Origin of the sequence: Roseibium salinum (assembly GCF_026240905.1) — a bacterium.
Taxonomy (GTDB): Bacteria; Pseudomonadota; Alphaproteobacteria; order Rhizobiales; family Stappiaceae; genus Roseibium; species Roseibium salinum.
The window spans coordinates 509,890-533,999 of sequence record NZ_JAPEVI010000001.1; the positions used below are offsets into that span (position 1 = coordinate 509,890).

At 60.7% G+C, this 24,110-nt stretch carries 20 protein-coding genes and 2 pseudogenes; 14 read left to right on the plus strand and 8 right to left on the minus strand.

What is annotated here, in order from left to right:
- The first annotated feature begins 195 nt into the window (after window positions 1-195).
- The 5 genes and pseudogenes from ON753_RS02265 (at window position 196) to ON753_RS02290 (ending at window position 5,811) form a co-directional block, all read left to right on the plus strand.
- Entirely contained in the window at window positions 196-930 is a 735-nt protein-coding gene (locus tag ON753_RS02265) for a FadR/GntR family transcriptional regulator (RefSeq protein ID WP_265960924.1), read from the plus strand.
- Between the two features lie 97 nt (window positions 931-1,027).
- Entirely contained in the window at window positions 1,028-2,140 is a 1,113-nt protein-coding gene (locus tag ON753_RS02270; protein WP_265960925.1) for a substrate-binding domain-containing protein, read from the plus strand.
- A gap of 69 nt (window positions 2,141-2,209) precedes the next feature.
- Window positions 2,210-3,774: pseudogene (locus tag ON753_RS26655) on the plus strand (sugar ABC transporter ATP-binding protein).
- A gap of 44 nt (window positions 3,775-3,818) precedes the next feature.
- Window positions 3,819-4,793, plus strand: a complete 975-nt coding sequence (locus ON753_RS02285) for an ABC transporter permease (RefSeq protein ID WP_265960953.1) — start codon at window positions 3,819-3,821, stop codon at window positions 4,791-4,793.
- Window positions 4,794-4,803: 10 nt separating this feature from the next.
- The gene (locus tag ON753_RS02290; RefSeq protein ID WP_264417466.1) at window positions 4,804-5,811 is read left to right on the plus strand and encodes an ABC transporter permease; all 1,008 of its coding nucleotides are present in this window, start codon (window positions 4,804-4,806) and stop codon (window positions 5,809-5,811) included.
- A gap of 56 nt (window positions 5,812-5,867) precedes the next feature.
- On the opposite strand, the gene ON753_RS02295 is transcribed toward ON753_RS02290, so the two are convergent.
- A complete protein-coding gene (locus tag ON753_RS02295; protein ID WP_264417467.1) occupies window positions 5,868-6,770 on the minus strand; it encodes a GntR family transcriptional regulator in 903 nt (300 codons plus the stop codon).
- 137 nt (window positions 6,771-6,907) lie between these two features.
- Between ON753_RS02295 and ON753_RS02300 the strand changes: the two genes are divergently transcribed.
- The 4 genes from ON753_RS02300 (at window position 6,908) to ON753_RS02315 (ending at window position 10,816) form a co-directional block, all read left to right on the plus strand.
- On the plus strand, window positions 6,908-7,930 hold the full coding sequence (locus ON753_RS02300; RefSeq protein ID WP_265960928.1) for an ABC transporter permease: 1,023 nt from the start codon (window positions 6,908-6,910) through the stop codon (window positions 7,928-7,930).
- Between the two features lie 46 nt (window positions 7,931-7,976).
- On the plus strand, window positions 7,977-8,918 hold the full coding sequence (locus ON753_RS02305; RefSeq protein ID WP_265960929.1) for an ABC transporter substrate-binding protein: 942 nt from the start codon (window positions 7,977-7,979) through the stop codon (window positions 8,916-8,918).
- Between the two features lie 72 nt (window positions 8,919-8,990).
- A complete protein-coding gene (locus ON753_RS02310) occupies window positions 8,991-9,782 on the plus strand; it encodes an ATP-binding cassette domain-containing protein (protein ID WP_265960930.1) in 792 nt (263 codons plus the stop codon).
- A gap of 38 nt (window positions 9,783-9,820) precedes the next feature.
- Window positions 9,821-10,816 (plus strand): zinc-binding alcohol dehydrogenase family protein, encoded by a 996-nt coding sequence (locus tag ON753_RS02315; RefSeq protein WP_377047331.1) that lies wholly within the window; start codon window positions 9,821-9,823, stop codon window positions 10,814-10,816.
- A 141-nt stretch (window positions 10,817-10,957) separates the two neighbouring features.
- Here ON753_RS02315 and ON753_RS02320 read toward each other — a convergent pair whose 3' ends face one another.
- A complete protein-coding gene (locus ON753_RS02320; RefSeq protein ID WP_264417474.1) occupies window positions 10,958-11,884 on the minus strand; it encodes a LysR family transcriptional regulator in 927 nt (308 codons plus the stop codon).
- A 95-nt stretch (window positions 11,885-11,979) separates the two neighbouring features.
- On the opposite strand from ON753_RS02320, the gene ON753_RS02325 reads away from it, so the two are divergent.
- The 4 genes and pseudogenes from ON753_RS02325 to ON753_RS02340 all read left to right on the plus strand — a co-directional run bounded on the left by ON753_RS02325 (window position 11,980) and on the right by ON753_RS02340 (window position 16,435).
- The gene (locus ON753_RS02325; RefSeq protein WP_264417475.1) at window positions 11,980-12,942 is read left to right on the plus strand and encodes a TAXI family TRAP transporter solute-binding subunit; all 963 of its coding nucleotides are present in this window, start codon (window positions 11,980-11,982) and stop codon (window positions 12,940-12,942) included.
- Window positions 12,943-12,948: 6 nt separating this feature from the next.
- Window positions 12,949-14,808, plus strand: a complete 1,860-nt coding sequence (locus ON753_RS02330) for a TRAP transporter permease (protein ID WP_265960931.1) — start codon at window positions 12,949-12,951, stop codon at window positions 14,806-14,808.
- A pseudogene (locus tag ON753_RS02335) lies at window positions 14,805-16,149 on the plus strand (acyclic terpene utilization AtuA family protein). Before ON753_RS02330 ends, ON753_RS02335 begins: the two are co-directional and overlap by 4 nt.
- Window positions 16,136-16,435: an AtuA-related protein gene (locus ON753_RS02340; protein WP_264417478.1), complete on the plus strand. Its 300-nt coding sequence runs from the start codon at window positions 16,136-16,138 to the stop codon at window positions 16,433-16,435. The pseudogene ON753_RS02335 and the gene ON753_RS02340 overlap by 14 nt, the downstream one beginning before the upstream one ends.
- 644 nt (window positions 16,436-17,079) lie before the next feature.
- Here ON753_RS02340 and ON753_RS02345 read toward each other — a convergent pair.
- A complete protein-coding gene (locus tag ON753_RS02345) occupies window positions 17,080-17,976 on the minus strand; it encodes a LysR family transcriptional regulator (protein ID WP_265960932.1) in 897 nt (298 codons plus the stop codon).
- Between the two features lie 107 nt (window positions 17,977-18,083).
- Between ON753_RS02345 and ON753_RS02350 the strand changes: the two genes are divergently transcribed.
- Window positions 18,084-18,443 (plus strand): VOC family protein, encoded by a 360-nt coding sequence (locus ON753_RS02350; RefSeq protein ID WP_264417481.1) that lies wholly within the window; start codon window positions 18,084-18,086, stop codon window positions 18,441-18,443.
- Between the two features lie 214 nt (window positions 18,444-18,657).
- On the opposite strand, the gene ON753_RS02355 is transcribed toward ON753_RS02350, so the two are convergent.
- The 5 genes from ON753_RS02355 to ON753_RS02375 all read right to left on the minus strand — a co-directional run.
- On the minus strand, window positions 18,658-19,392 hold the full coding sequence (locus ON753_RS02355; protein WP_265960933.1) for a PIG-L deacetylase family protein: 735 nt from the start codon (window positions 19,390-19,392) through the stop codon (window positions 18,658-18,660).
- A gap of 257 nt (window positions 19,393-19,649) precedes the next feature.
- A complete protein-coding gene (locus ON753_RS02360; RefSeq protein ID WP_265960934.1) occupies window positions 19,650-20,303 on the minus strand; it encodes a dienelactone hydrolase family protein in 654 nt (217 codons plus the stop codon).
- Window positions 20,304-20,370: 67 nt separating this feature from the next.
- Window positions 20,371-21,345, minus strand: a complete 975-nt coding sequence (locus ON753_RS02365; RefSeq protein WP_264417483.1) for a TAXI family TRAP transporter solute-binding subunit — start codon at window positions 21,343-21,345, stop codon at window positions 20,371-20,373.
- 44 nt (window positions 21,346-21,389) lie between these two features.
- Window positions 21,390-23,309, minus strand: a complete 1,920-nt coding sequence (locus ON753_RS02370) for a TRAP transporter permease (protein ID WP_265960935.1) — start codon at window positions 23,307-23,309, stop codon at window positions 21,390-21,392.
- Window positions 23,306-24,110: amidohydrolase family protein (locus tag ON753_RS02375; RefSeq protein ID WP_265960936.1), on the minus strand; the 805-nt coding region annotated here is incomplete at its 5' end. The genes ON753_RS02375 and ON753_RS02370, both read right to left, overlap by 4 nt.

Below are 24,110 nucleotides of genomic sequence, written 5' to 3' on the forward strand. Positions count from 1 at the left end.
TCGAATGTGCACTATTCGGTCTATCCTTCTGATGCGCGGCCGACCATTCCTTTAATTTAATCAAATGTATGAAAAGATTTGGAACGCAACTGGCGACTCGGCGTTGCGGCTGGTTGACAGCAGGCCCGGCTCCATTTATCAATTTTGGTCCAACAAATAGATTGATCGGCAGCAACTTCGTAGCAGGCGTTGCAAATGGATTTAACTGGAGAAACGGGGACGATAGACCCCTCCGACAGCAGATCGGGCGGTTCGGCCGTAGACGCCGTGGTCCGCCAGATTCGCGAACTCATCGCAGACGCCAGGCTGACGGTGGGCGACAGTCTGCCCACGGAGCGGGAGTTGTGCGCCCGATTCAGCGCCAGCCGGAACACGGTCCGTGAGGCAATGCGCATCCTCAAGGCATATGGGCTTGTCGACGTGCGGCCGAAGGTTGGCGCTACGATCGTTGACGATCGCATGGCGCGCGTTTTCGACCTGCTTTCGTTCAACACGATGGAAGTGTCGCGCAAAACGTTCTCCGACGTTCAGGCCTTTCGCGATCTGCTGGAGGTTGGTTCGGCCGATCAGATTCTGGATCGCATCACAGTGGCTGATGTCGATGAATTGTACGAAATCAACCACGGCCTGGAGCAGATCCACGACATCGACGAGGCCTCCGAGGTGGACTACGCGTTCCACGTCCGGCTGATCTCAATTCTCGATAACGCTGCCATCCTCGACGTCTACAAGGTCATGAAGCCGGTCGTCTTGCGGATCATGCAGAAAGGCAAAACCCGGCGAACATTCACCACGGAGACCTACTCGGAGCACAAAGGCGTCATCGACGCGCTGGCTGTGCGCGATCGGCTCGCATTCCAGTACCGGCTTCGGAACCATCTCATGATCGGGTTCAGGAACTTCAGCGAGGAGATGTCGGAAACGGGCTGAGGGAGACAGCCCGTGTACGCTCTCGCTGAGGCGTGAGGGTGGTTGCGCCAGCCCCGTAAAAACATTCGCAAATTGGCGCTGACGAGGGAGGAAGAACATGAAAGCACTATTGAAATCCGCCACGGCGGTCGCCGTGCTCGCACTTTCGGCGCAGTTTGCCAATGCCGGACCGAATGTAGGTTCCGGCCCCGGGGCGGACCCGGCATGCTTCGCGCCTGTTTCCGAGGAAGCAGACTATTTTCAGTGGCCGGCCCGCGAAGGTCCGTACAAGATCGCGTTCGTCAACGGCTTCATCGCCAATGACTGGCGCGTCCAGATGATTGCGGTCGCCAAGGCCTATGCGGAGCAGCCAAATGTTGCTGCCGACCTTGCGGAGTTCAAGGTGGTCTCGGTCGGGGAGGATATCGCGGCACAGATCGCGGCGGCCAACAACTTCATCGACCAGGGCTTCGACGCCATCATCATCAACGCAAACAACACTGCCGCGTTCGGCTCGGTGGTTCGTAAAGCCAATGACGCCAACGTCGTAGTGCTGTCCTTCGACAACGTGATCGACGATCCCAATCAGATTGCAATCAATGTCGACCAGAAGGGGTTGGGACGGGCCGCCGGTGAATTCCTGCTTTCCAAGACAGATGCCGATCCGGCGAAGTTCCTGCACGTGCGCGGACCTGCCGGCCAACCGGTCGACATTGCACGCAATGAAGGCTTCCATGAAGCTATCAAGGCGTCCGGCCGGACCGTCGAGGTGACCGACGTCGTCGGCAACTGGGCTCCGGGCGATGCGCAGAAGGTCACCGCCGACGCCATCGCGGCCGGCGGCGTCTTTGACGGCATCTACGTGCAGGGCGGGTCCCAGGGAGCGGCAACGGCCATGCTCGACGCGGGCAAATTCACCGCGCCGATATCCGGAGAAACCGAGAACGCGTTCCGCCAGCTTTGCAACGAAAAGGGTCTGACTTGCCAGTCGGGCGGCACCGGTCCGGCGCAATCCTCGGTCACCATCAAGACTGCCATCGCGGCGCTCAAGGGCGAGCTTATTCCGCAAAGCATCGCGCTACCGACCTCAATCTCCTATGCACCCTTTGAGGAAGGTGTTGACGTCTTCCCGGAACTGCCAGGCAGTTTTTTCGCAGGCAACAACTTCGACGCCTGCAATATCGGCTTTACCGCCGAAGAAATCGCCGGTCAGACCGGGGAAAACAACTGACATCTGACGCAGAGCGGGCGTTGCCGGAGGCCGTCTTGCCGGCGGCGCCCCCTTCACGGAAGGTCTGAGATGGTGGATTCCATTGCTGCACCGCTGCTGCGCATGTCGGGCATCACCAAGCATTACGGCGGTGTCCGTGCGCTCGAGAACGCGGATTTCGATGCGAACCGGGGCACGATCCATGCCCTGCTTGGGGAGAATGGGGCGGGCAAGTCGACTTTGATCAAGGTATTGTCCGGAGTGGTGCAGCCCGATACGGGTACGATCTCGCTCGACGGCACGCCCATCGAATTTGCAAATCCTACCGAGGCAAACAACGCTGGCATCGCCTGTATCTTTCAGGAACTCTCGCTGCTGCCCGACCTGTCGGTGGCCGATAACATCGGGATCGGCAGCCCGCCGGGACCTTTCGGGCTGATAAATTACAGGGCGCAACGGCGGCTGGCCGAAGAGCTTCTCGCCCGCGTCGGCGGTGATGGCATCCATCCTTCGGCCACCGTGCGCGAACTGCCATTGTCACGCCGGCAGATTGTTGAGATCGCCAAGGCCCTGGCCCGGAATCCCAAGTTACTCATTCTCGATGAAGCCACCTCGGCACTGACCGCGGCGGATGTCGAGAAGGTGTTTACACTGCTGCACAAACTGCGCGAAGACGGCCTTGCCATCATCTACATTTCGCACCGGATGCACGAGATCGCCGAACTCGCCGACATGTGTACGGTGTTTCGCAACGGCCGCAAGGTCGAGACCTTCAGGGCCGGCACCAAGTCCGACAACGCCATCGTCGAGATGATGATTGGACGCGAATACAAAAGCGTGTTTCCGCCCAAAACCGAAAAAAGCCCGAGCTTGCTTCCGTTCTCAAGGTTCGCGACTTTTCCTGGCAAAACCAGTTGAACGGTATCGATCTCGATATCCGCCCCGGCGAGATCGTCGGCCTTGGCGGACTGGACGGACAGGGCCAGCGCCAGTTGCTGCTCGGCCTGTTCGGCACCCTGATCGGGACATCCGGCAAGGTCGAAGTCGGCGGCAGTCCTGTCAGGTTGTCGAGCCCAAAGCGTGCGAAATCCGACGAAGTCGGCATGGCGCTGATACCGGAGGACCGCAAGAATGAAGGGCTCATGCTACCGATGACCGTGCGGGAGAACTTGTCCTTCGCCGCCGTCGAGCAGGTCAGCCGTTTCGGTGTGGTCGATCTCGCCGCCGAAAAGAGAGCGATCGACAAGATGGTCGACCTTCTCAAGATTAAGTCGGATGGCATCGACGGCCCGGTCGGGTCCCTTTCCGGCGGCAATCAGCAAAAGATCGTCATCGGCAAGTGGCTGATGACCAAGCCGCGCATCATTCTCTTGAATGATCCGACGCGCGGCATCGATGTCGGCACGAAGCAGGAGATCTACCAGCTTCTGCAGAAGCTGGCCAGCGAGGGCGCGGCGATCCTTTTCTATTCAACGGACTATGACGAACTGATCGGCTGTTGCGATCGGGTTCTGGTGATGTATGGAGGAGCTGTAGTGCGTACGCTGGAGGGCGATCAGCTCAACGAAACCAATCTCGTTTCCGCGGCTCTGAATCTGCCGGTTCCGGCCGATGAGGTGCCAAGGACCGCTCCGGCGACGGAGGCGGCATTATGAGCGCCCCCGTCGAAGCCGCCGGAACGGCTCCCGGGCGGCGCCCCATGTTGCAACTGCGTCTTTCGGCGGCGCAGCGCGGCGTCCTGATCGCAGTTGCCATCTTTGCGGCGATGTTCGCGGTTTATGGCTGGAAGCAGCCGGTGGGCCTGACGTCGAATGTCATCAATACGGCGTCCAACAAGGGCGCCTTGCTCGCGCTTGTCGCGATGGCGCAGACGCTGCCGGTCCTGACCGGCGGGCTCGATCTGTCGGTCGGTGCTATCTTCGTGCTGTCCAACTGCCTGGCCTCGTCCATCGTGGTAGGCGATCCCCTGTCCACCGCGGTCGGCGTCGTGACGGTCCTGCTCGTGGGGACTTTGTGCGGCGCGACCAACGGCATCATCATCGTCTACGGCCGCCTGCAGCCGCTGATCGTCACGCTGGCGATGGGCGCCGTCTATTTCGGCATTGCCCTGGCGCTGCGTCCGCAGCCGGGCGGATCAGTGAATTTCGAGCTTGCCGATTTCATGACCCGGTCCACCTACGCGGTGCCGCACTCGGCGGTCCTCCTGTTGCTGGTCGTGCTTCTCATCTGGATACCTTACCGGCGCTCCGTGCTGGGCCGGGCGGCTTTTGCCATCGGTTCGGCCGAACAGGCCGCCTACATGTCCGGCGTGCCGATCGCACGGGCGAAGGTCCTCGCCTTCGCCTTGTCCGGTCTTCTGGCGTCGATCGGCGGACTGCTGTTGACCGCCGTCACCTATTCCGGCGCGGCCAAGATGTCGATCGCCAACGACTATACGCTCAATTCCATCGGTGCGGTGGTGATCGGGGGTACATCGCTGTTCGGCGGCGTGGGCAGCGCCGTCGGTTCGATCTTCGGCGCTTTCGTGATGCGGACCGTCGGGGACCTGCTCATCGTTTTCGACATCAATCCGGTTCTTCAGCCGCTGTTCGTTGGCCTTGTACTTCTGGTCGCGGTCTGCGCCGGATCCCTGCGCGTGCTGCGGATCAAGAACAAACTGGACCTCTATCGATAGGGCGGCGGCAATGAGTGCGTTGAAATTGAACACGCTGTTCAGGCAGTTCGACCAGGCAACATTGATCGCCTTTGCCTGCATAGTCGTGCTGCTTCTGATCGGAGCCCTGGCCGAGCCGGCATTCCTTTCGCCGCAATACCTGATCCAGCAGCTTCACACGGCAGCCTTCCTGGGTGTCGTCGCCACGGGCGTGATGCTGGTCATCCTGCTCGGCCATATCGATCTGTCCATTCCCTGGACCATTGGCGCCGGCGGGATGATGGCGACGGGCGCGACCGGCATACTCGGTCCCGAGTTCGGCGTGGTCCTTGCCGTACCGTTCGGCATCCTGTGCGGGGTAACGATCGGCTTCGTCAACGGTCTGGGGGTCGCCTATTTGCGGGCACCCGCAATGATCTTCACCCTTGGCATGAACGCCGTCGCGCAAGGCCTCATGGTCTATCATACCGGAGGGTTCGCGCCTCAGGACAGGGCGACCCCTTTCATGCGGGAACTCGCCGTCGGCCATCTGGTACCCGGCATTCCCAACCCACTGCTGATCTGGATCGTCCTTGGAGCCGTGACCATGTTCATGCTCAATCGCACGACATTGGGCCGGCAGATCTATGCGATCGGCAACCAGGAACGCGCGGTGTTCCTGAGCGGTGTCGATACCCGCAAGGTGGTCCTGATCGGCTTCATGATCTCCGGCGCCTGCGCCGCCGCCACGGGGGTTCTGCTGGCCGGCTGGGCAAACCGCTCCTATCAGGCCATGGGCGACCCTTATCTTCTGCCCACCATTGCCGCCGTCATTCTCGGTGGCACCAACGTGCTCGGCGGTCGAGGCAAGTATATCGGCACGGTGGCCGGCGTAATCCTGATCACCATCCTCCAGTCGATGCTTTCCGTCGTCCAGCCTCAGCGCTACTTCGCCGGACTTGGCCTTGAATTGCCGGCCGATACGTTCCGGCAAGTGGTTTTCGGGGCCGTTATCATCGCCATGCTGTTGCTCTATGGCCGCCAGAAGGTGTCGCGCTGACCGGATGCACCGCTGCCCCCGCACCCCTCTTGGCGGTTCTTTCTGCCGCCGAGTGGTCAGGCAAACTTGTGAACGCGCAGCGATTGCAGGAGCGTTTCCTTCGATCGCCTGAGATGCTTGAGCGCGGCTGCTTCCGACCTTGCACTGTCTCTCTCCAGCATTGCGTCGATCCATTCCAGATGCTCGTCGATCGCGGCGGCATTGCGTTCCAGTTCGTCGCGTTTGTCCCACATGTAATGGTAGTTGAAGATCAACCTGATGAGCTTCTGCGCCTCAAGCACAAACCGGTTCCTGACGACACTGTTGATCGCTGAATGAAATTTTTCATCCAGTAACGAAAAGTCGTGATACCGCTCTTCAAGGACAGATTTCAGATCCTCGTGTTCGCGTTTCAACGCCTTGAGTTTTTTCCAGATTTCATGTTCGGGAGGCAGGTTCAGCAACTGTCTGACCGCATTCAGCTCGAGGACCATTCGAAACTCGGACAGTTCAACCGCAAATTCCGAGGTGAACCCCAGGAGCGACCAGCCGCCTCGGGGGCGCCGCTCCACGAGGCCCAGGCGGCTTAGTCCGGCCAGAAACTCCTGAAGATTGTGAACCGGAACGCCAAATTGGCGGGACAGCTGCGCAACGTTGAGCGATGTGCCGGCCGGCACGTCGAAGCGCAGGATCCATTCGAAGAACCTGTGTTCCAGTTCCTCCGGGGTCAGTGAACTTTCGGCAGGTACCAGACGGTGCACGGGCTCAGGCTTGCGGATCAGCGTCTTGTTCCGGCCTTCCCACTGAATGAGATGGTCGCTGTCCAGCTTCTGAAGAGCACTGCGCACGATCGTTCTGCTGACGTCCATCCTGTCCGCCAACACTGTCTCGGCGGGCAACTGATCGCCAATATCCATGTTGCTGCAGAAGTCCAGCAACATGTTGTACGCGCTTCTGAATCGTTCGTCCGTTCTTGCCATGGCCGTAGCCTATCATATCCAAAACGCCGAACAATTCTCCTGGTTTGTATTAATTAATAAAAAACTGTTGACGGCGCGCGTCGTCTCCACCCATATTGTTTTTAATAATTAAACTCTAAATCAAACCGGGAGGATGAATGGCGGATCTTGATCGTGGGGCGGTGCCAGCTTCCTGGACCTTCAAACTTTCTGCCGGTTCTTTCCACAAGCTTTCGGCACTCTTGACGCTTGCGTTGCTGATCTTCGCGTTCTCCTTCGGCAACGCGGCGTTCTTTTCGATCAACAACGGGCTGACCGTGCTGCTGCAGACGTCCGTGATCGGCTTGCTCGGCATCGGAATGACGCTGGTCATCATCACCGGCGGCATCGACCTCAGCGTCGGGTCTGTCCTGGCGCTGTCGGGAACCATCACCGGATTGAGCGTCAAGGCAGGCATTCCCGTGGCTCCGGCGATGGCAATCGGCGTCATGGCCGGAGCGGCCTGCGGGTTCATCAACGGCTTTGTCATCACCAAGATGAGGATCACGCCGTTTGTGGCAACGCTCGGCATGATGCTGATCGCGCGCGGCGTTGCCCTGCAGCTGACCGGTGCAGCCCCGATATCGAGGCTGGGCGAGAGTTTCGGAGTGTTGGGCAATGGCTCCCTGTTCCGCATCGTCGAGAAAACCGGCGGCATCTTCCCGAAAGTCGTCTTTCCGGGGATTCCCTATCCGGTCATTCTGCTCGCGGTGGTGGCGATTGCGGCCGCCTACCTTCTGAGGCGGCGTCAGATCGGTCGGCATATCTACGCCACCGGATCCAACGAGGAAGCCGCCCGCCTCTCCGGCGTGCTTGTCGATCGCACCAAAATATTCGCTTACGCCCTGTCGGGCGCACTGGCCGGGCTTGCAGGCAACGTCCTGATGTCCCGGCTGGTGACCGTTCAACCCAACGAAGGCGTGATGTACGAACTCGACGCGATTGCGGCTGCCGTGATCGGCGGAGCTTCGCTGATGGGAGGTGTCGGCAATATTTCCGGAACGATGATCGGTGCGGCCATCATCGGCGTTCTCCGGAACGGCCTCAACATGGCCGGCGTCTCCGCATTCATCCAGCAAATCGTGATCGGCGTTGTCGTCATCCTGGCGGTCTATGTCGATCAGATCAGAAACCGGCGCTGAAGATGCCGGTCGTTTACCTGAGCAACTTCAGACGGAGGAGAATGAAATGAAGAAGCTTTTCACGACAGCAATGATGGCAAGTGCGCTCGCGCTGTCCGCGGCGGCAGCGCAGGCCGGGGAAATCGCGGTTATCGTCAAGACGACGAATTCCAACTTCTGGCAGAACGTGAACAAGGGAGCCAGCGCGGCGATCGAAGGTCAGCAGGACCATACGATGACGTTCAACGGACCGGCATCGGAATCGGCCATTGCGGATCAGGTCAGCCTTGTAGAAAACGCGATCAACCGCGGTGTATCGGGAATCGTACTGGCGCCCTCCGATCCGGAAGCGCTGATCCCGGCGGTCAAGAAAGCATACGAATCCGAAATTCCCGTCGTCATCATCGACTCCGGTCTGGCCGACGGCGGCAAGGAGTATTACCAGGCATTCCTGTCGACGGATAACTGCGCGGCCGGTCAGCTTGTGGCCGACAAGATGATTTCCGAAGTCGGTACCGAAGGCAAGGTCGCGGTGATGTCCTATGTTGCCGGTGTCGGCTCCGAGGTCGGCCGTGTCGGCTGCTTCGTGACGCGGATCCAGGACAAGTCGAAAATCGAGATTGTCGGTCCCTATTACTCCCAGTCCCAGATGGCCACCGCCCTGAACCAGACCACCGACGTCCTGGCCGCGAACCCGGACCTTGTCGGAATATTCGGAGCGAATGAGCCGACGGCTATCGGCATGGGCCGTGCCCTGGTCCAGTCCGGAAAGGCCGGCAAGGTTACGGCGATCGGCTTTGACGGCAACACCGACCTTCAGGATTTCGTCCGTGACGGCACTCTGGCGGCAACGGCGGTTCAGGGGTCGTTCCAGATGGGGGAAATCGGTGTCCAGACAATTCTGAAGCTGTTGAACGGCGAAACGGTGCCGAACTTCATCGATACCGGCGTCGTGCTCGCCACCAAGGACACCATCGATCATCCGAGTGTTCAAAACGTCCTTTACTAACGCAACAAATGCAACCGGAAGCCAGGCCCGCATGGCTTCCGGTCTTTTCTACTGCCGATTTGGATAGGGAACATGAAACCAGATGTTCAGTTCGTGGCACCACTGGTGCAGATGGACGCAATCGAAAAGCACTTTGGCGGCATCAGGGCCGTGAACGGCGTCTCCCTTGAACTCTATCCGGGTGAAGTCGTGGGCGTTCTCGGCCACAATGGAGCGGGCAAGTCGTGTCTGATGCGGATCCTGTCCGGCGCGATGATACCCAACGAGGGGACGATCAGGGTGAACGGTGAAATCGCCGAATTTCATTCGCCTCACGATGCGCGCGATCTGGGTATTGAAACCATATACCAGACCCTCGCCCTCGCCGATCACTTGAACGCTCCCGCCAACCTGTTTCTCGGCCGGGAACTGAAGACAAGGTTCGGCAATCTGGACGATACCAGGATGATGGCCGAGGCCGTCCGCGTTCTGAAAAGACTTAATCCGAATTTCAAGAACCTGAACGATCCGGTGTCCAGCCTGTCAGGTGGCCAACGCCAGGTTATTGCCATCGCCAGAGCGATCTATTTTGACGTCAAGATCCTGATCATGGACGAGCCGACCGCCGCTCTCGGCCCTTCGGAAACGGCCATGGTCGGATCCCTGATCAGGCAATTGCGCGACGAGGGTATTGGTATCCTTCTGGTCAGCCACGACATGCATGACGTGTTCGAACTGTGCGACCGCGTCATCGTCATGAACAAGGGCCGGGAAGTCGGTTCGCACCGGATTGAAGACGTGACCACGGACGATATCCTGAGCCTTATCATCAAGGGTGAACTGCCCCAGGACTGGGTTCCGAGGAGCCGGAAAGCCGTTCAATGAACATCGAAAAGACCAAGTACCCTGCGGCGGCACGTTCGATGGAATGCGGCACCGTTGTTGAACCGGGCGTGTTCAGGATTGAAACGCGGGACATGCCGGAAAGCGCGCCGGACGGCTGGGCACTCGTGGATATCAAAGCCGTCGGTATTTGCGGCACCGACTATCATATCCTGGAAGGCAAACATCCGTTTCTGAACTATCCGCGTGTCATCGGTCATGAGTTGAGCGGCAGGGTGGCGGAAACCACCGGGACCTGGTCCCAAGGTCAGCTGGTGGTGGTCAATCCGTACCTGTCCTGCAACGCCTGCCGGGCCTGCAGGCGGGGCAAGCCGAACTGCTGCAGCAATATCGAGGTGCTTGGCGTTCATCGGGATGGGGGACTGTGTGCCCGTATCGCCGTTCCGCAAGAGAATCTTTATCCGGCAACCGGTCTTACGGACCTTCAGGCGGCTATGGTGGAGTTCCTGGCAATCGGTGCACATGCCGTGCGCCGGGCGGCGCTCTCTGGCGAAGACAGGGTCCTGGTCACCGGGGCAGGACCCATTGGCATAGGAACCGCCCTCTTCGCCCGGCTTTCGGGAGCCGAGGTCCATCTTCTGGATGTGAGCCGGACGCGGCTGAACCAGGCCACGGAAAAATTTGGCTTCAAGGATACCCATCTTGTCGGAAACGACATTCTGTCCGCTCCGCTGCAGGATGGCTTCGACGTGATTTTCGACGCAACCGGCAATGCCCAAGCCATCGAGGCAGGATTTTCCTTGCTCGCGCACGGCAGCCGGTACGTGCTTGTGAGTGTGGTGAAAGAGACCATCTGCTTCAGCGACCCGGAGTTCCACAAGCGCGAGACCCAGATTATCGGCAGCCGGAACGCAACAGGAGAAGATTTTGAAGCCGTCATGTCGGCAATTCGTGCGAGCCGGATCGACACGGATGCGCTGTGCACGCTGACCGTTCGTTTCGAAGATCTTCAGTCCAGGATCAACGACCTGGCAAAAGACCGGGAAGCTTTGATCAAGGCCATTGTGACTTTTTAGAATGTGGCCGGTCCTTACACCGGCTGCATGCAGAAGAACCAGGCCGTGTGCATGAATTGTCTCAGGTGTAAAAATGGGGTCCCATATTCGAATTCCCGTGATGTTCTCGATCTTGGTGTACCCAAGGGACTGGAACGCACGCTACGCGATTGTTCGCCACTGGCTCTTCTGGAGTTTATGTTCCCTCACATGTGCCAGAAATGCTTCCGCAGAGGGTGAGAGCGAGTGCCCGGAGCGCCTGACAAGCCCAATCCTGCGACGCACGCCGAAATCTTCTATTTCGCGGAGGATCAGCGACTCCGTCCGCAGCACAGGCAGGGTCAGACTTGGCAGTGCCGTCACTCCCAGGCCTTCCGCGACAAGCGCTCCGGCCGTCGCAAGATGCGATACGTCAAATCGTGGGTTGAGCTGAATGCCAATGCGCATGCAGGCCCCGTCCAGCAACTCCCGCACGCTGGTTCCCTTTGCCATCGCGATGAACGGCATTTCTGCAACCTCGGCCCATTTGAATGGCCGTTCCTCAGCCAGCGGCCCGTCAGGTGCGCCGATGGCAACGAAGGCATCGTCCAGGAGGGCCTGAAACGACAGGCGGCTGCGCGCCGAGACCGTGCCTGCGGTGAAGCCAATGTCCGCTGTTCCCGACTCCACTGCTTCCAGCACGTTGCCCGACAGCGTGTCCATGATCTGAAGGTCGATATCCGGATAGCGGGTCGTGAAGCTCTTCAAGAGGCCCGGAAGCAGCCCCGCCGTCACTGAAGGCAGCCCGGCTATCGTCAGGTGTCCATTGCGGGCGGACAGGTGCGCATCGAATTCCGCCATCCCGTCCTGCGCGGTATTGAGCACGCGTTCGGCAACACGGGCAAGCGCCTTTCCGGAGTCGGTGGGTTTCACGTTGCGCGTGTCCCGGTCGAACAGCCTTGCTCCGAGGCGCTCTTCCAGCGCCGCGATTTGCCGCGACATCGCTGAGGGGGACAGCCCGAGTGCATCCGACGCCACGCGAAATGACCCAGCCCGCGCCAGGGCGAGCACAGCCTGATAATCCGATAGATCCACAATGTTGCGATTCATGCACTAATTGTGCAGTTAACTTCACTTTTCGCAACAGATACCTTCATGCATCCTCTTCGATGGGTCCCAGATCGGGAGATCAAGGGAGGAAAATTATGAAACATGCACTGATGACCCTGCTGGGTGCCGCGATGCTGACCGGTCCCGCGCTGGCGCAGGACCAGGACCTGCTGATCGGTTCCACGTCTGCCTCATCCAGCCACTACGGCTATTTCGTCGCCGTCGGCCAGCTTATCAATGAAAACGCAGAAGGGCTGAACGCTTCCGTCGTCGAGACTGGCGCGACCATGGACAATATTCGCCGCATGGCGCGTGGGCAGGTCGACCTCGGCCTGGTGACCACCAATACGGCACAGCACGCAACGTCCGGCACGAACGCGTTCGACGGCAAGCCGCAGGATCTGCGACTGCTCTGGGTCTACACAAACGCGCCCCAGAACGTGGTCGTCCGCGCAGACGCCGGTGTTGAAACGCTGGAGGATCTGGCTGGGGTGCGTTTCAACCCGGGGATCAAGGGTTCCAGCACCGAGGCGACCACGGAGGCGGTTTTCGACACGCTGGGTCTTGCGGCCGACTATGTGCGTGGCTCCACCACCGACATCGTCGGCGCGATCAAGGACAACCGGGTTGCGGGCTATGTCAAATCCGGCTCCGGACAAAAGCTTGACGGCTCGACGATGGACATTGCTACCTCCGTCGATATCGGCGTGATCGGGCTCTCCGCGGAGCAGGCCGACAAGTTGCGCAAGGAAATGCCCGACATCTCGGTGGTGGACATCCCCGCGGGCGCGGCGGAAGGCATTCCGGCCTATACCACCTGGAGCTTCGGTGTAGGTGTTGCGGCCCCGGCATCGCTGGACGATGAAACCGCCTACAAGATCGTGTCGGCGATCATGGCTGACGAAAAGGCGCAGGCCAATGCCATGGCAAGCCTGAAGGATGCCGATCTCGCACAGATGACGCTGGATTACGCCACGATACCCCTGCATCCCGGGGCCGTGCGGTGGTTCGAAGAGAACGGCCACAAAGTCCCCGAAAAGCTGACACCGGGCAACTGATCCGTCATGACGCTCGAGCGCACTCAGAAGGCACTGGCGATCCTCGTCGGGGCCTTCGTATTCTACACCGCAGCCACCGGACCCTTCGAGGGCCTGATCCAACGTGCGGTCTTCCTCGCACTGGTCTGCACCCTTGGCTACGCGCTCTACCCGTTGGGCGCCGGCAAGCCGTGGCGCCCGCTCGGGATCGCCATCGATCTTGCCCTCTGCGCGGTAACGGCGGCGGCCTGTGCTTACGTGGTATGGAACTACGATGAAATCATGACCTCCCTGCCCTGGGCCACCAAGCTCGACAAAGCCTTGACATTGGGGCTCGTTCTGTCGGTGCTGGAGCTCGGCAGGCGCACAGTCGGTCTGATCTTTCCGGTCCTCGTTGTGCTGGGACTCTGTTACGCGCTCCTGGGCAGCTATCTTCCCGGGCCCCTCGGCCACAGGGGCTTTGATGCTGCCTTCGTTACCGAAACCATCTTCCTTGGCGATCTGGGTATCTGGGGCATGCTGACCGGCGTCGCCGCAACCGTCATCGCTGCTTTCGTTCTCTTCGGCGCATTGCTGCTGCACACGGGTGGCGGACAGGCTTTCATGGACCTCGCCATGCGTCTGGGCGGGCGCCAGCCGGGCGGCGCCGCAAAGATCGCCACCATCGCCAGCGGCTTGTTCGGCATGATTTCCGGGTCGGCTGTGGCGAACGTCGCCACGACCGGAAACTTCACCATCCCGATGATGATCCGCCTCGGCTATCCCCGACCCTTTGCCGCCGCAGTGGAGGCCGTTGCGTCAACCGGCGGTCAGATCGCCCCGCCGATCATGGGTGCCGCCGCCTTCGTCATGGCCGAAATCCTGGGCATCTCCTACGTCACAATCGTCGTCGGCGCGATCCTGCCCGCCATCATGTTCTACGTCTCCGTCTTTGTGACCGTGCATTTCGTCGCACTCCGGCGCGGGTTTGCGATCGTCCCGGAGGACGAGCTTCCCGACTGGAGAAGCATCGCCGCGCCCCGGCGCGTGCTGCCCATCCTGGCAGCCCTCGCAGGACTGGGTGTCGGCATCTGGCTGGGCCGCTCCATTGCCACTTCGGCCTTCTATGGCATTGTCGGTCTCCTCATCGCCTTCGTTGCGACCCAGTCCTTCCGGCTCTCGCCGCGCGAAATGGCCGAGCGGGTGATCGCCGGACTCGAGGACGCCGGCAAGGGCATGGTCATCATCGGGGTGCTGCTCGCCGGTGCCCAGGTTCTGGTCTCGATGATCAACCTAACCGGCATCGGCGTAACGCTCTCTTCCCTGATCGTGACGCTGGCGGGCGATTCCACCGTACTGGTCGCGATCATCGTAGGCGTCGTATGCCTGATCATGGGCATGGGCCTGCCGACCACCGCCGCCTATGTGCTGGTGGCGGCAGTGCTTGCTCCCGCCATGACAGCGGTCGGCGTCGACCCGCTTGCCGCCCATCTTTTTGTCTTCTATTTCGCCACGATCTCGGTCATCACTCCGCCGGTCTGCGTCGCCGTCTTTGTGGGCGCGGGGATAGCCAACACCAACTGGCTACCGGCTGCCGGCGAAGCCGTGCGGCTCGGTGCGGTGACCTATCTGGTGCCCTTCCTGTTACTGCTCTACCCGGGCATGACAATGCGCGGCGGCTTCTTCGCGGTTCTCGAAGCTGCTGCGGCGGGTTTCGCGCTCGTTCTCGCAGTGCCCGCCCTGTTGGCAGCGGCGCCGCTCACCGGGAGGCGCCCTCTCGACATCGCGCTGCTGCTTCTTGTAATCGCCCTGGCCATCTGGCCGCACCCTGTCACGCCGTTCGTCGCACTGGCAATCTTCCTCGGTGCGCGCGCCTGCGGCCGCCATCAGCGAAAAGCATTGGCATGAGTATTGTCCGAATAGGCGCCGGAGCCGGATTTCAAGGCGACCGGATCGAACCGGCGGCAGATCTCGCAGAACGTGGCGAGCTCGACTTTCTCGTATTCGAGTGTCTTGCCGAGCGCACCATCGCTCTTGCCCAGCAGGCCAGGCTCAATGACCCGGAAGCCGGTTTCGACCCACTGCTTGAACGCCGGATGCGCGCGGTCCTACCCGCCTGCAGCCGCAATGGCACCCGGATCGTCACCAATATGGGAGCTGCAGAATCCCAAGGCCGCTGCTGCATGCGTGCGCCGCATCGCGCGGGAACTCGGCCTGCCGCTGAAGATCGCCGCCGTCACGGGCGACGACGTGCTTGATCGCATCGGATCCCACGTGCTTGTCGAAACCGGGCGGCCGGCCTCCGAACTCGGGCACAGGCTCGTCTCGGCCAATGCCTATATCGGCTGCGAGGGCATCGTCGCCGCACTGGAAGCCGGCGCGGATGTTGTCATCTGCGGCCGAGCTTCAGACCCCGCTCTCTTCCTGGCGCCGCTGGTTCACAGTTTCGGTTGGGCAATGGATGACTGGGAACGGCTCGGCCGCGGTACGTTAGTAGGCCACCTGCTGGAATGTACCGCACAAGTCACCGGAGGCTATTTCGCCGACCCCGGTTGCAAGTTCGTGCCCGATCTCGCCAATATCGGCTTCCCACTTGCAGAAGTTTCTCCCGACGGCAATGCGGTCATCACGAAGCTTCCCGGCACTGGCGGTCTCGTCAGCCGCGCCACCTGCACGGAGCAATTGCTCTACGAGATCCACGATCCGGCCCGCTATCTGCAGCCGGACGTCGTCGCCGACTTTTCGCGTGTCACCCTGGATGAGGTCGGCCCGGACCGGGTCGCGGTAAAGGGTGCCTCGGGCACTCCTGCTTCGGGCAGCTTCAAAGTCTCCGTCGGATACCATGACGGTTGGCTTGGCGAAGGCCAGATCTCCTATGGCGGTGCGAATTGCGTCGCTCGCGGGCAGCTTGCGCTGGAACTGGTGCGCGAGCGGATGGCCGGCTGCCGCGACACCATCGCCGAGGATCGCGGAGACCTGATTGGTCTGAACTCTGTCGTACCCGGCGCAGTCGCGAGCCGCTCGGAACCGGCCGAAATCCGAGTGCGCTATGCTGCACGCTGCGTTGATCGCTTGACGGCGGCGCGGGTCGCCGAAGAGGTCGAAAGCCTCTATCTTTGCGGCCCCGCCGGAGGCGGTGGCGTCACCAGGACTGTTCGTGAAATTTTCGGCATAGCCTCGACGACCGTGCCGCGAAATCTCGCTCGAATCGAGCACGAAATCACGGAGGCCCGAGATGAAGTTGCATGAACTTGCCCACGCGCGAACAGGAGACAAGGGCGACACCTCCAACATCTCGGTGATAGCCTACCGCCGCGAAGACTGGCGCTTGATTGAAGAGCAAGTCACGGAGGCCCGCGTCGCCAGCCATTTTGGCTATCGCGACGTCAGCTCCGTTACCCGCTATGTCCTTCCCCAACTTCACGCCCTCAACTTCGTCATCCAAGGCGCTCTGAGCGGCGGCGTCACCCGCTCCCTGGCTCTGGACGCTCACGGAAAATGCCTCGCCTCGGTGTTGCTGGAGATGGAGGTTTGAAGGGCAGTAGCAGTGCCCTCGCGACGCGATTCGATCGCCCGCTTGGAACCGTTACCACAATGTCGCTGGACCGCATCAATGGAGGCGTCTTTTCGCCAGTCTCGGGCGAGGCGCGCGCAGAGGCTACTTCAGGGTGCTCGAGCCAATAGGCTCGCTCAGGGGCCATTCGCCGGCCCTGCCCGCTCTCAAAATTTCCTTTTCGCCGCCGTCAAGCCTGGTTCATTGAGTTTTCGGGCGGAAAGTAGTGTTGGACGAGTTTTGCTATGTTTTACTATGTAGCGCTGTTTTTGGACATTCCGAGTTAGACCTCTGTTTTCGCAAGAAAAATTGGCGAAATGTGAATTTCACTTATCAAAACTTGTCAAAAAACAAAGACTTGTAACGATTTGTGCGGATAGGTGCGGACAAAATTTGCGGAGTTTGACCGAGTGCGGATATGTTTTGCGATTATTGTACGAAGTCTCTGATGAGTTTGGATTTGTTTGGATTGCGGTAGGACGGCAAGATAGAGAAAGTGAGGCACTTTCTGGACCGGGAACAGTCGGTTCCCGCGCGCTTATTCGCCCTTGGGGCTCAACGAAGGGCTCTCTGCGATGTGATCCGGCGAGAGGCCCCGAAGCCGATCGGCTTCGCAACTGCCTCCCCTATCCCTTCCCGACCTTGAGGCTTTCGACCATGATGTCGAGGAACAGGCGCGCGAGCCTGGAGAGACCGGGGCTGCCGGTGTGAACGGCATAGACCGTGATATCGGGAAAGCGCCACTGCGGGAGAACTTCCGTGAGGCGACCGGCATCGATGTCCTTCCCGCACAGAAGGCCCGGCAACTCGCCGATGCCGAGTCCGCGGAGCACCGCGGCCTTCAGCCCGGCGTAGTCGTTGAGGGCAAGATCGGGCTCAAAGGTGAGTTCCTGGCACGAGCCGCTTTTCGATAGCGGCCACGTGACGCTTCCTCGCTCCTGGAATCCGAAGCCCAGGCGGCGGTGTCCGGAGAGGTCCCGAGGTTCCCGCGGGAGCGGATTGACCGCCAGATAGGCGGGTGCTGCAACGAGACGGTGGCGGTGGGTGATGAGCTTCCTGATCACGAGATCGGGCCGGGTGGGCCGAACGACCCGGAAGGAAAGGTCGATGGCATCGTCAGTGAAATCCAGCATGCGCTCGGAGACGAACATGCGAATGCGTGCCTGGCCGTAGCGCTGCAGGAACGTCTCGATCGGCTCCAGAAACAGGATTTCGGCAAGGTTGGGCGGAACCGTTATGGTAACCGTGCCCGCAGTGTCGGTCTGCCGGTCACGCAGCGTTCGATTGGCTAGGACGAGTGCATCGAGCCCCTTCTTGCACAGCTCGAAGTAGTCCGTACCGGCCTCGGTCAACCTGATTCTGCGCTTCGAGCGGTCGAGAAGCTGCACCTCGAGAGCCGCCTCAAGCTCGGCCACCTTGCGGCTGACGGTGGACAGCGGCGTCGAAAGCGTCTTTGCGGCATCGGTGAAGCTGCCGGAACGGACGACCTGAACGAAGATCGCAATGGCATCATAGCTGGGCATCTAACTTTCCATATTTGGAATGATCCTATCATTAAAGACAGGTAGTTCCAGATATGGAAATACTAGATGATGTGCCATGCAGTTTCGAAGCAACGCAGGAGCAGGCCATGGCCAACGTGGACAAGTCCATCAACTATATCGAATTCCCCCTTGTCGATGCTGAAGCGACAAAGCGCTTCTATGAAGTGCTCTTCGGTTGGCAGTTCCAGGACTGGGGGCCGAATTATGTGAGCTTCACCGGCGCCGGTGTGGAAGGCGGCTTCAACGGAGAAGCCGGCGCGCCGGTCAACGCGCCCGGCGTGCTCGTCGTGCTTTATGCGCGCGATCTCCCGGCCATGGTTGAGGCTGTCCGGCAGGCGGGCGGGAAGATTCTGCGCGAAATCTATCCCTTTCCGGGCGGGCGGCGGTTCCATTTCGCCGACCCCAATGGCAACGAGCTAGCCATCTGGACGGAGGCCCAGGAGTGACCGTTCTCGTCACCGCTACAATCGGCACCATCGGCTCCGAAATCCTCATAGTGGTAGCAGTCGCGAGCCCGTGAGGCGGCGAGGCGTCTCGACACCGATCGTCGTCGCAGGTTCTTGAACATCGGCGACGGGCCACGCGGTGGCGCAGGTCCCCACGACGCCTCTCCGTTTGCTCATTTCTTCGTGCTTCCGTCATGCAAAGCCCGTGGTCAAATCAGAGTTCATCGACGGTACGCGGGAAGATCGACTCGAAGCCTTCGGCGTATTTGCAGTCCCGTCCACCGGACTGGCCACCGGAATTGCGCTTGAAGTGATTGGCGCGATTGATCGCAACGCGGGTGTAATACTCCCACAGGTGCTCCTGGCCTTCCATGCATTCGATGGCCGCACGCTTCTTGTCCCAGACGGGCGTGATGTCGAGAAATGTGTCGGGTTTCCAGCACATCTGCTCTGTCTGGTGCGGCTCGAAGAGATAAAGCTGCGGGGCGCCGAGTACTTTTTCTCCCGGGTTATGGCCCCAGGCCTGCGCGATCATTCGGCACTCGAGCGCCACCTGGGTCGCGTACATGTGATCCGTGTTGTAGGGGTCGTATTTGGAATGGCTCAGCATGAAGCGCGGCTGCACCTTGCGGATCACCTCGACGACGCTGTTCTTGTCTTCACGCGTGAGCTCCAGCGGATAGTCGCCGAGATCGAGGCAAACGAGGTCATGGACGCCGAGCTTTTCGGCGGCCCTGTTCGCTTCGGCGCGGCGGGCATCCTTGACGCGGTCAAGCGTCATGCCCTCCTGTTTCCAGAGCTTGGCGCTTTCGCCCCGCTCGCCGAAGGACAGGCAAAGGACCGTGACGTCGTATCCCAGTGCCGCATGAAGCGCGATTGCGCCTCCGCAGCGCCACACGAAATCGGCCGCGTGAGCGCTGATGACAAGTGCGGTCTTGTTTGCAGGCATATCAGTTTCCCATGTTAATGACTGGGAGGATATTCCCGCGCCGCGCCGGCTCACGCCAATTCAAATGGCCGCCCACATATATAAGTTTTTGCTATTGCCGGGCATCAACGCAGGTTTTGCCCCAACATCAGGTGCCCGGACAACGCTTGCCCGAACGCGATCGCCGACGGCGGGATGCCGCTTGTATTATTCTATAGACGACTGCAGCGAACGGATTGCCAGAAGACGCGCGGCCGCTCGTCCTGCCTGCCCGTACCCTAAAGCACCCGTTGCAAAAACGCCTCGGTCCGCGCATGGGCGAGATCGGCAGCCTCCGGCACATAGGCCGGGCGGGCGTCGTTCGCAAAGGCGTGGCCCGCTTCGTACATATGAACTTCGAGTTCCGGCAGATAGGCCTTTGCCTGTTCGAGCATCTCCGGCGGAACGTGGTCGTCCGTGGTGCCGAAATGTCCGAGCACCGGTGCCTTCAAGGGCCTGTCGAGATATTGCGGCAGTCGGGTTCCGTAAAAGGCGACCGCCCCGCCGATCTCCAGTTTCTGGGCCGCGCGGATGGCAAGGCCGCCGCCCCAGCAGAAGCCGATCACCGCGACTTTGCCACCGTTCGCCTTCAGGTGGTCAACGGCCGCCTCGACGTCGGCCATGGTCTCGGAAAGATCGGAGGCAAGCATCATGTCCCGCCCCCGCAGAGCCTGGTCGAAGGGGATCACGGCGCCGGGTTGCTTGCGGTCGAAAAGAGCCGGGATGGCAATCTCGTAGCCGAGTTGCGCATAGCGCCTCGCGACGCCTTTCAACTGGTCGGTAATCCCGAAAATTTCCTGCAAGATGACAATCCCGCCCCTTCGATTTCCCACGGCGGGTTCAATCCAGCACTCGAACTGATGGCCATCGGCCGCGGCAAGTTTCGTCATCATTTTCCAAGTTTCCCGATCGGACTGAAGTGTTTGAGAGAAAGGCCGCTTCAGCGGCCTTCCGAAGGGTTTACTGGCCGAGCGGAATGCCGGCTTCCTGGTAATATCTGACTGCACCAGGGTGATACTCGACCGCGTTGCGCGGTGCCATCTTTTCCGTTTTTGCCCGGCCGAAGGCGCCGAACGATGCCTTCAGGGCATCCCTGTTCTCGGCGACCGCCTTGGTGATCGTGTAGACAAGCTCCTCATCGACGGCGGAACTGGTCAGCATCATCCAGGGGATGTCCATGATGATCGCGTCGGAGTTCTGCAGGCCATTGACGTTTTCGTTTTGCGGCAGCGTGACGAGCTCTCCCGCCGGCAGGTATTCCTTGAAGGCCGCAAGGCCCTCTTCCGAAGCATCCTGCGAGATGTAGCACAGGCCGCCGCGCGACTGGAGTTTGACGGCCGCCTGCTGCCCGGCCCCCGCATTGAGGCTCACCAGGGCGATATCGACCAGTCCATCGCCGAGTGCATCAATGCCGGCAACGAAGCTGGCGACCGGCACCTTCTGGAAGTCGTCATAGGTGAGACCGCCATTGGCGAGGCCGCCGGCAATGTAGAACGGAATGATGGTCGACGATGTATATTCGGAAGCGATGCGCAGCTCGGAAGCTTTCGCCTTCACATCCGCGATTGTCTTCAGGCCGAGATCGCAAGGCGCCATAAGCCCGGTGGTCAGGGGAAACATCGTCCCGACGAGCCGCAGTTCCGGATGGGTCCTGTCGTAATTCCCTGTTCCCGCAGCAGCGTATTCCACTTCCACGCCGTTCGAAAATCCGAAATCCACCTCGCCGTTGTTGATCAAGGGCAGATAGCCGACCAGAGGCTGGGTGCGGGCCGTTATGCCGACGTCGTTGGCTACCTTTGCCACGGCTTGACCCGAGTTATATGCGAGCGAGCCTTGAGCGCCCGTCGCGATCGTCACCACCTGCGCATGTGCCGCCGCTCCTCCTGCGAGCAGGCAGAACAGGCTCACGGTCATTCGCTTGGTCAGGTTCTTCATTTCTATTCCTCCCTTTTGATCGGTTCGCGGTTAATCCACGACGTTCACGATGCTTCCCCGTTGCTGACGGGCTTTCGCACCTGCACCTTGATTGCGATTGCCAGCAAGATCGCCGCGATGGCAGCCATGATATGCACCTCGTCCATCGCCGGCAGGAAGCCGAGCGGCAGTGCGAGAAGTCCGGCCAGAACCAGGGCAATGCGCATGGCGATGCCGAGATCCCGGCTCCAGAACCCGACGATGCCTGCGGTCACTGCCGTTATGCCGACGGCAGTCAGCACAGTGGTCAGGGCGATTTCCACCGGGGTACCGTCGAGAAGTAGCGCCGGTGAGGCGACGAAGACGAATGGCAGGATGAATGCCGCCCAGCCGACCCGCATCGCCGCGAGGCCGGTTGCGAGCGGATCGGCCTTTGTGATCGTTGCCGCCGCAAAGGCAGCGAGGGCCACCGGCGGCGTGATCATCGACATCATGCCGAAATAGAGAATGAAGAGATGCGCCGCGATCGGCTGAATCCCCGCCTCGACCAGCGACGGTGCGACGAGGGCAGCAAGCAGCACATAGACGCCGGAGGTCGGCATGCCCATGCCGAGGATCACGCAGATCACGGCAGAAATCAGCAGGAGCAGAACCACGTTCGAACCGACAGTGTCGACGAGCACCAGCGTGAGGGCAAAGCCCAAACCGGTCACGTTCAGGATGCCAATGACGAAGCCGGCGGCGGCAACGACCAGGATGAGATCCACCATGCCAATTCCGGTATCGATGAACACCCGGCCGAAGGTTTTCAGGGTCAGGCGCTGGCCGCGATATCCACGCAGGAAACCAACGAGTACGATCGCGATCGAGGCGAGAAGCGCGGAATCTTCAGGATCCAGCCGCCACCAGAAGAGAGCCCCCAGCAGCACCGCAAAGGGAAGGCCGAAATGCCATCCTTCCGCCAGCACCTGCCGGGTCGTCATGCCCACCTCATCTGCCGCCTGGATACGGTCGCGGCCGGCGATCAGGTCGACCTGCACGAAGACGCCCAGATAGTAGAGCATTGCCGGAAGCAGCGCCGCGGCGGCGACGATCATGTAGGAAATGTCGAGAAACTCGGCCATCAGGAAGGCGGCCGCCCCCATGATGGGCGGGGTCAGCTGACCACCTGTCGAGGCGACGGCTTCAATCGCGCCCGCATCCTTCTTGGTATAACCGCCGCGCTCCATGAGCGGAATGGTGACCACACCCGTCGTGACCACGTTCGACACGGCACTGCCCGAAATCGAACCGAACAGAGCGGAACCGACAACCGATATCTTTGCGCTGCCGCCACGGGTGTTTCCGGTCGCAGCCATGGCAAGATCGGTGAAAAAGCTGCCACCGCCGGCCGCGAACAACAGGCGGCCGAAGAAGACGAACAGGAGAACGATGATCGTGCCGACCGCCAGCGGCATTGAAAACACCGCGCTCGGATCGAAGCCGACATACTGGACGAGCCGGACCGGGCTAAGTTCCTTGCCGATCAATCGCCCTGGAACCTTGTCTGCAAAGAGCGCATACACCAGGAACACCGCGACGATAGAAAAGAGCATCCAGCCTGCCCTGCGCCGGATGCCTTCCATCACCGCGATCGTCACAACTGTTCCGATCACCGTGATCTGCCACGGCCGGTACGACTGCTCCTTCAAAAGCCAGCTGAAGTCGAGCGCGGCATACATCAGGACAAGAAACGCCGTGACCGCAATGGCCATATCGGTCCAGCCGACCTTCGACGTTTCCTCGCCCTTTCCGTTGAAGCGCAGATAGGCGATGGTCAGGGCCAGTCCGAGCTGAAAGGCCATATATTGCTGCGTCAGGATCGCAACGCCCAGGCGGGTGGGCGCCTCTATGTTCCACAGGATGCAGGCAACGCACATCGTCGTCGCGAGGACGGCAATGACCCAGTCGACCGGACGTGTGCTTCTCGTTCCGTCGCCGTTCATGACCGGCCTCCGATCTCTTCCGGCCAGTAGAGCCGCATCGGATTGTCCACCAGAAGGGCTCGCCGCAGCGCCGGTGTCGGAGCGATTTTCGGGATGACGTCGACCAGCACGCCATCATCCGGCATGTGGGACTTCATGTTCGGATGGGGCCAGTCGGTCCCCCAAAGAACGCGATCCGGGAACGCTTCGACCAGCGTGCGCGCGAAAGGCACGACATCGTCATAGGGCGGTTCGGCAGCCGTAAGGCGTTCCGGGCAGGAAACCTTGACCCAGATATTCTCGTGATCGGCCATCAGCGTCCGGAAAGCGGCGAAGGAAGCTGACTGCGCTCCCGCCGGGACGTCCGGCCGTCCCATGTGATCGACGACGACGATCCCCGGCAACGAAACGAGGAACGGCGTCAGATCCTCAAGATCCTGCGCTTCGAAATAGACGACGATGTGCCAGCCGAGGCGCACGACCCGCTCGGCGATTTCGCGGTACACCTCCTTCGGTGTCGTATCGACGAGGCGTTTGACGAAGTTGAACCGCACACCCCTGACGCCGGCCCGGTCCAGTTCCTGCAGCTCAGCATCGGTGATGTCCTTGCGGAGGACGGCGACACCGCGGGCGGTGCCTTCGGACGCGGTGAGCGCATCGACAAGAGCCCGGTTGTCGCTGCCGTGGCAGGTTGCCTGAACGATCACGCTGCGGCTGAAGCCGAGATGATTGCGCAGCGCGAAGAGTTTTTCCTTCGGCGCATCGACCGGCGTGTATTTGCGTTCCGGTGCGAAGGGAAAGAGCGCTTCCGGCCCGAAGACG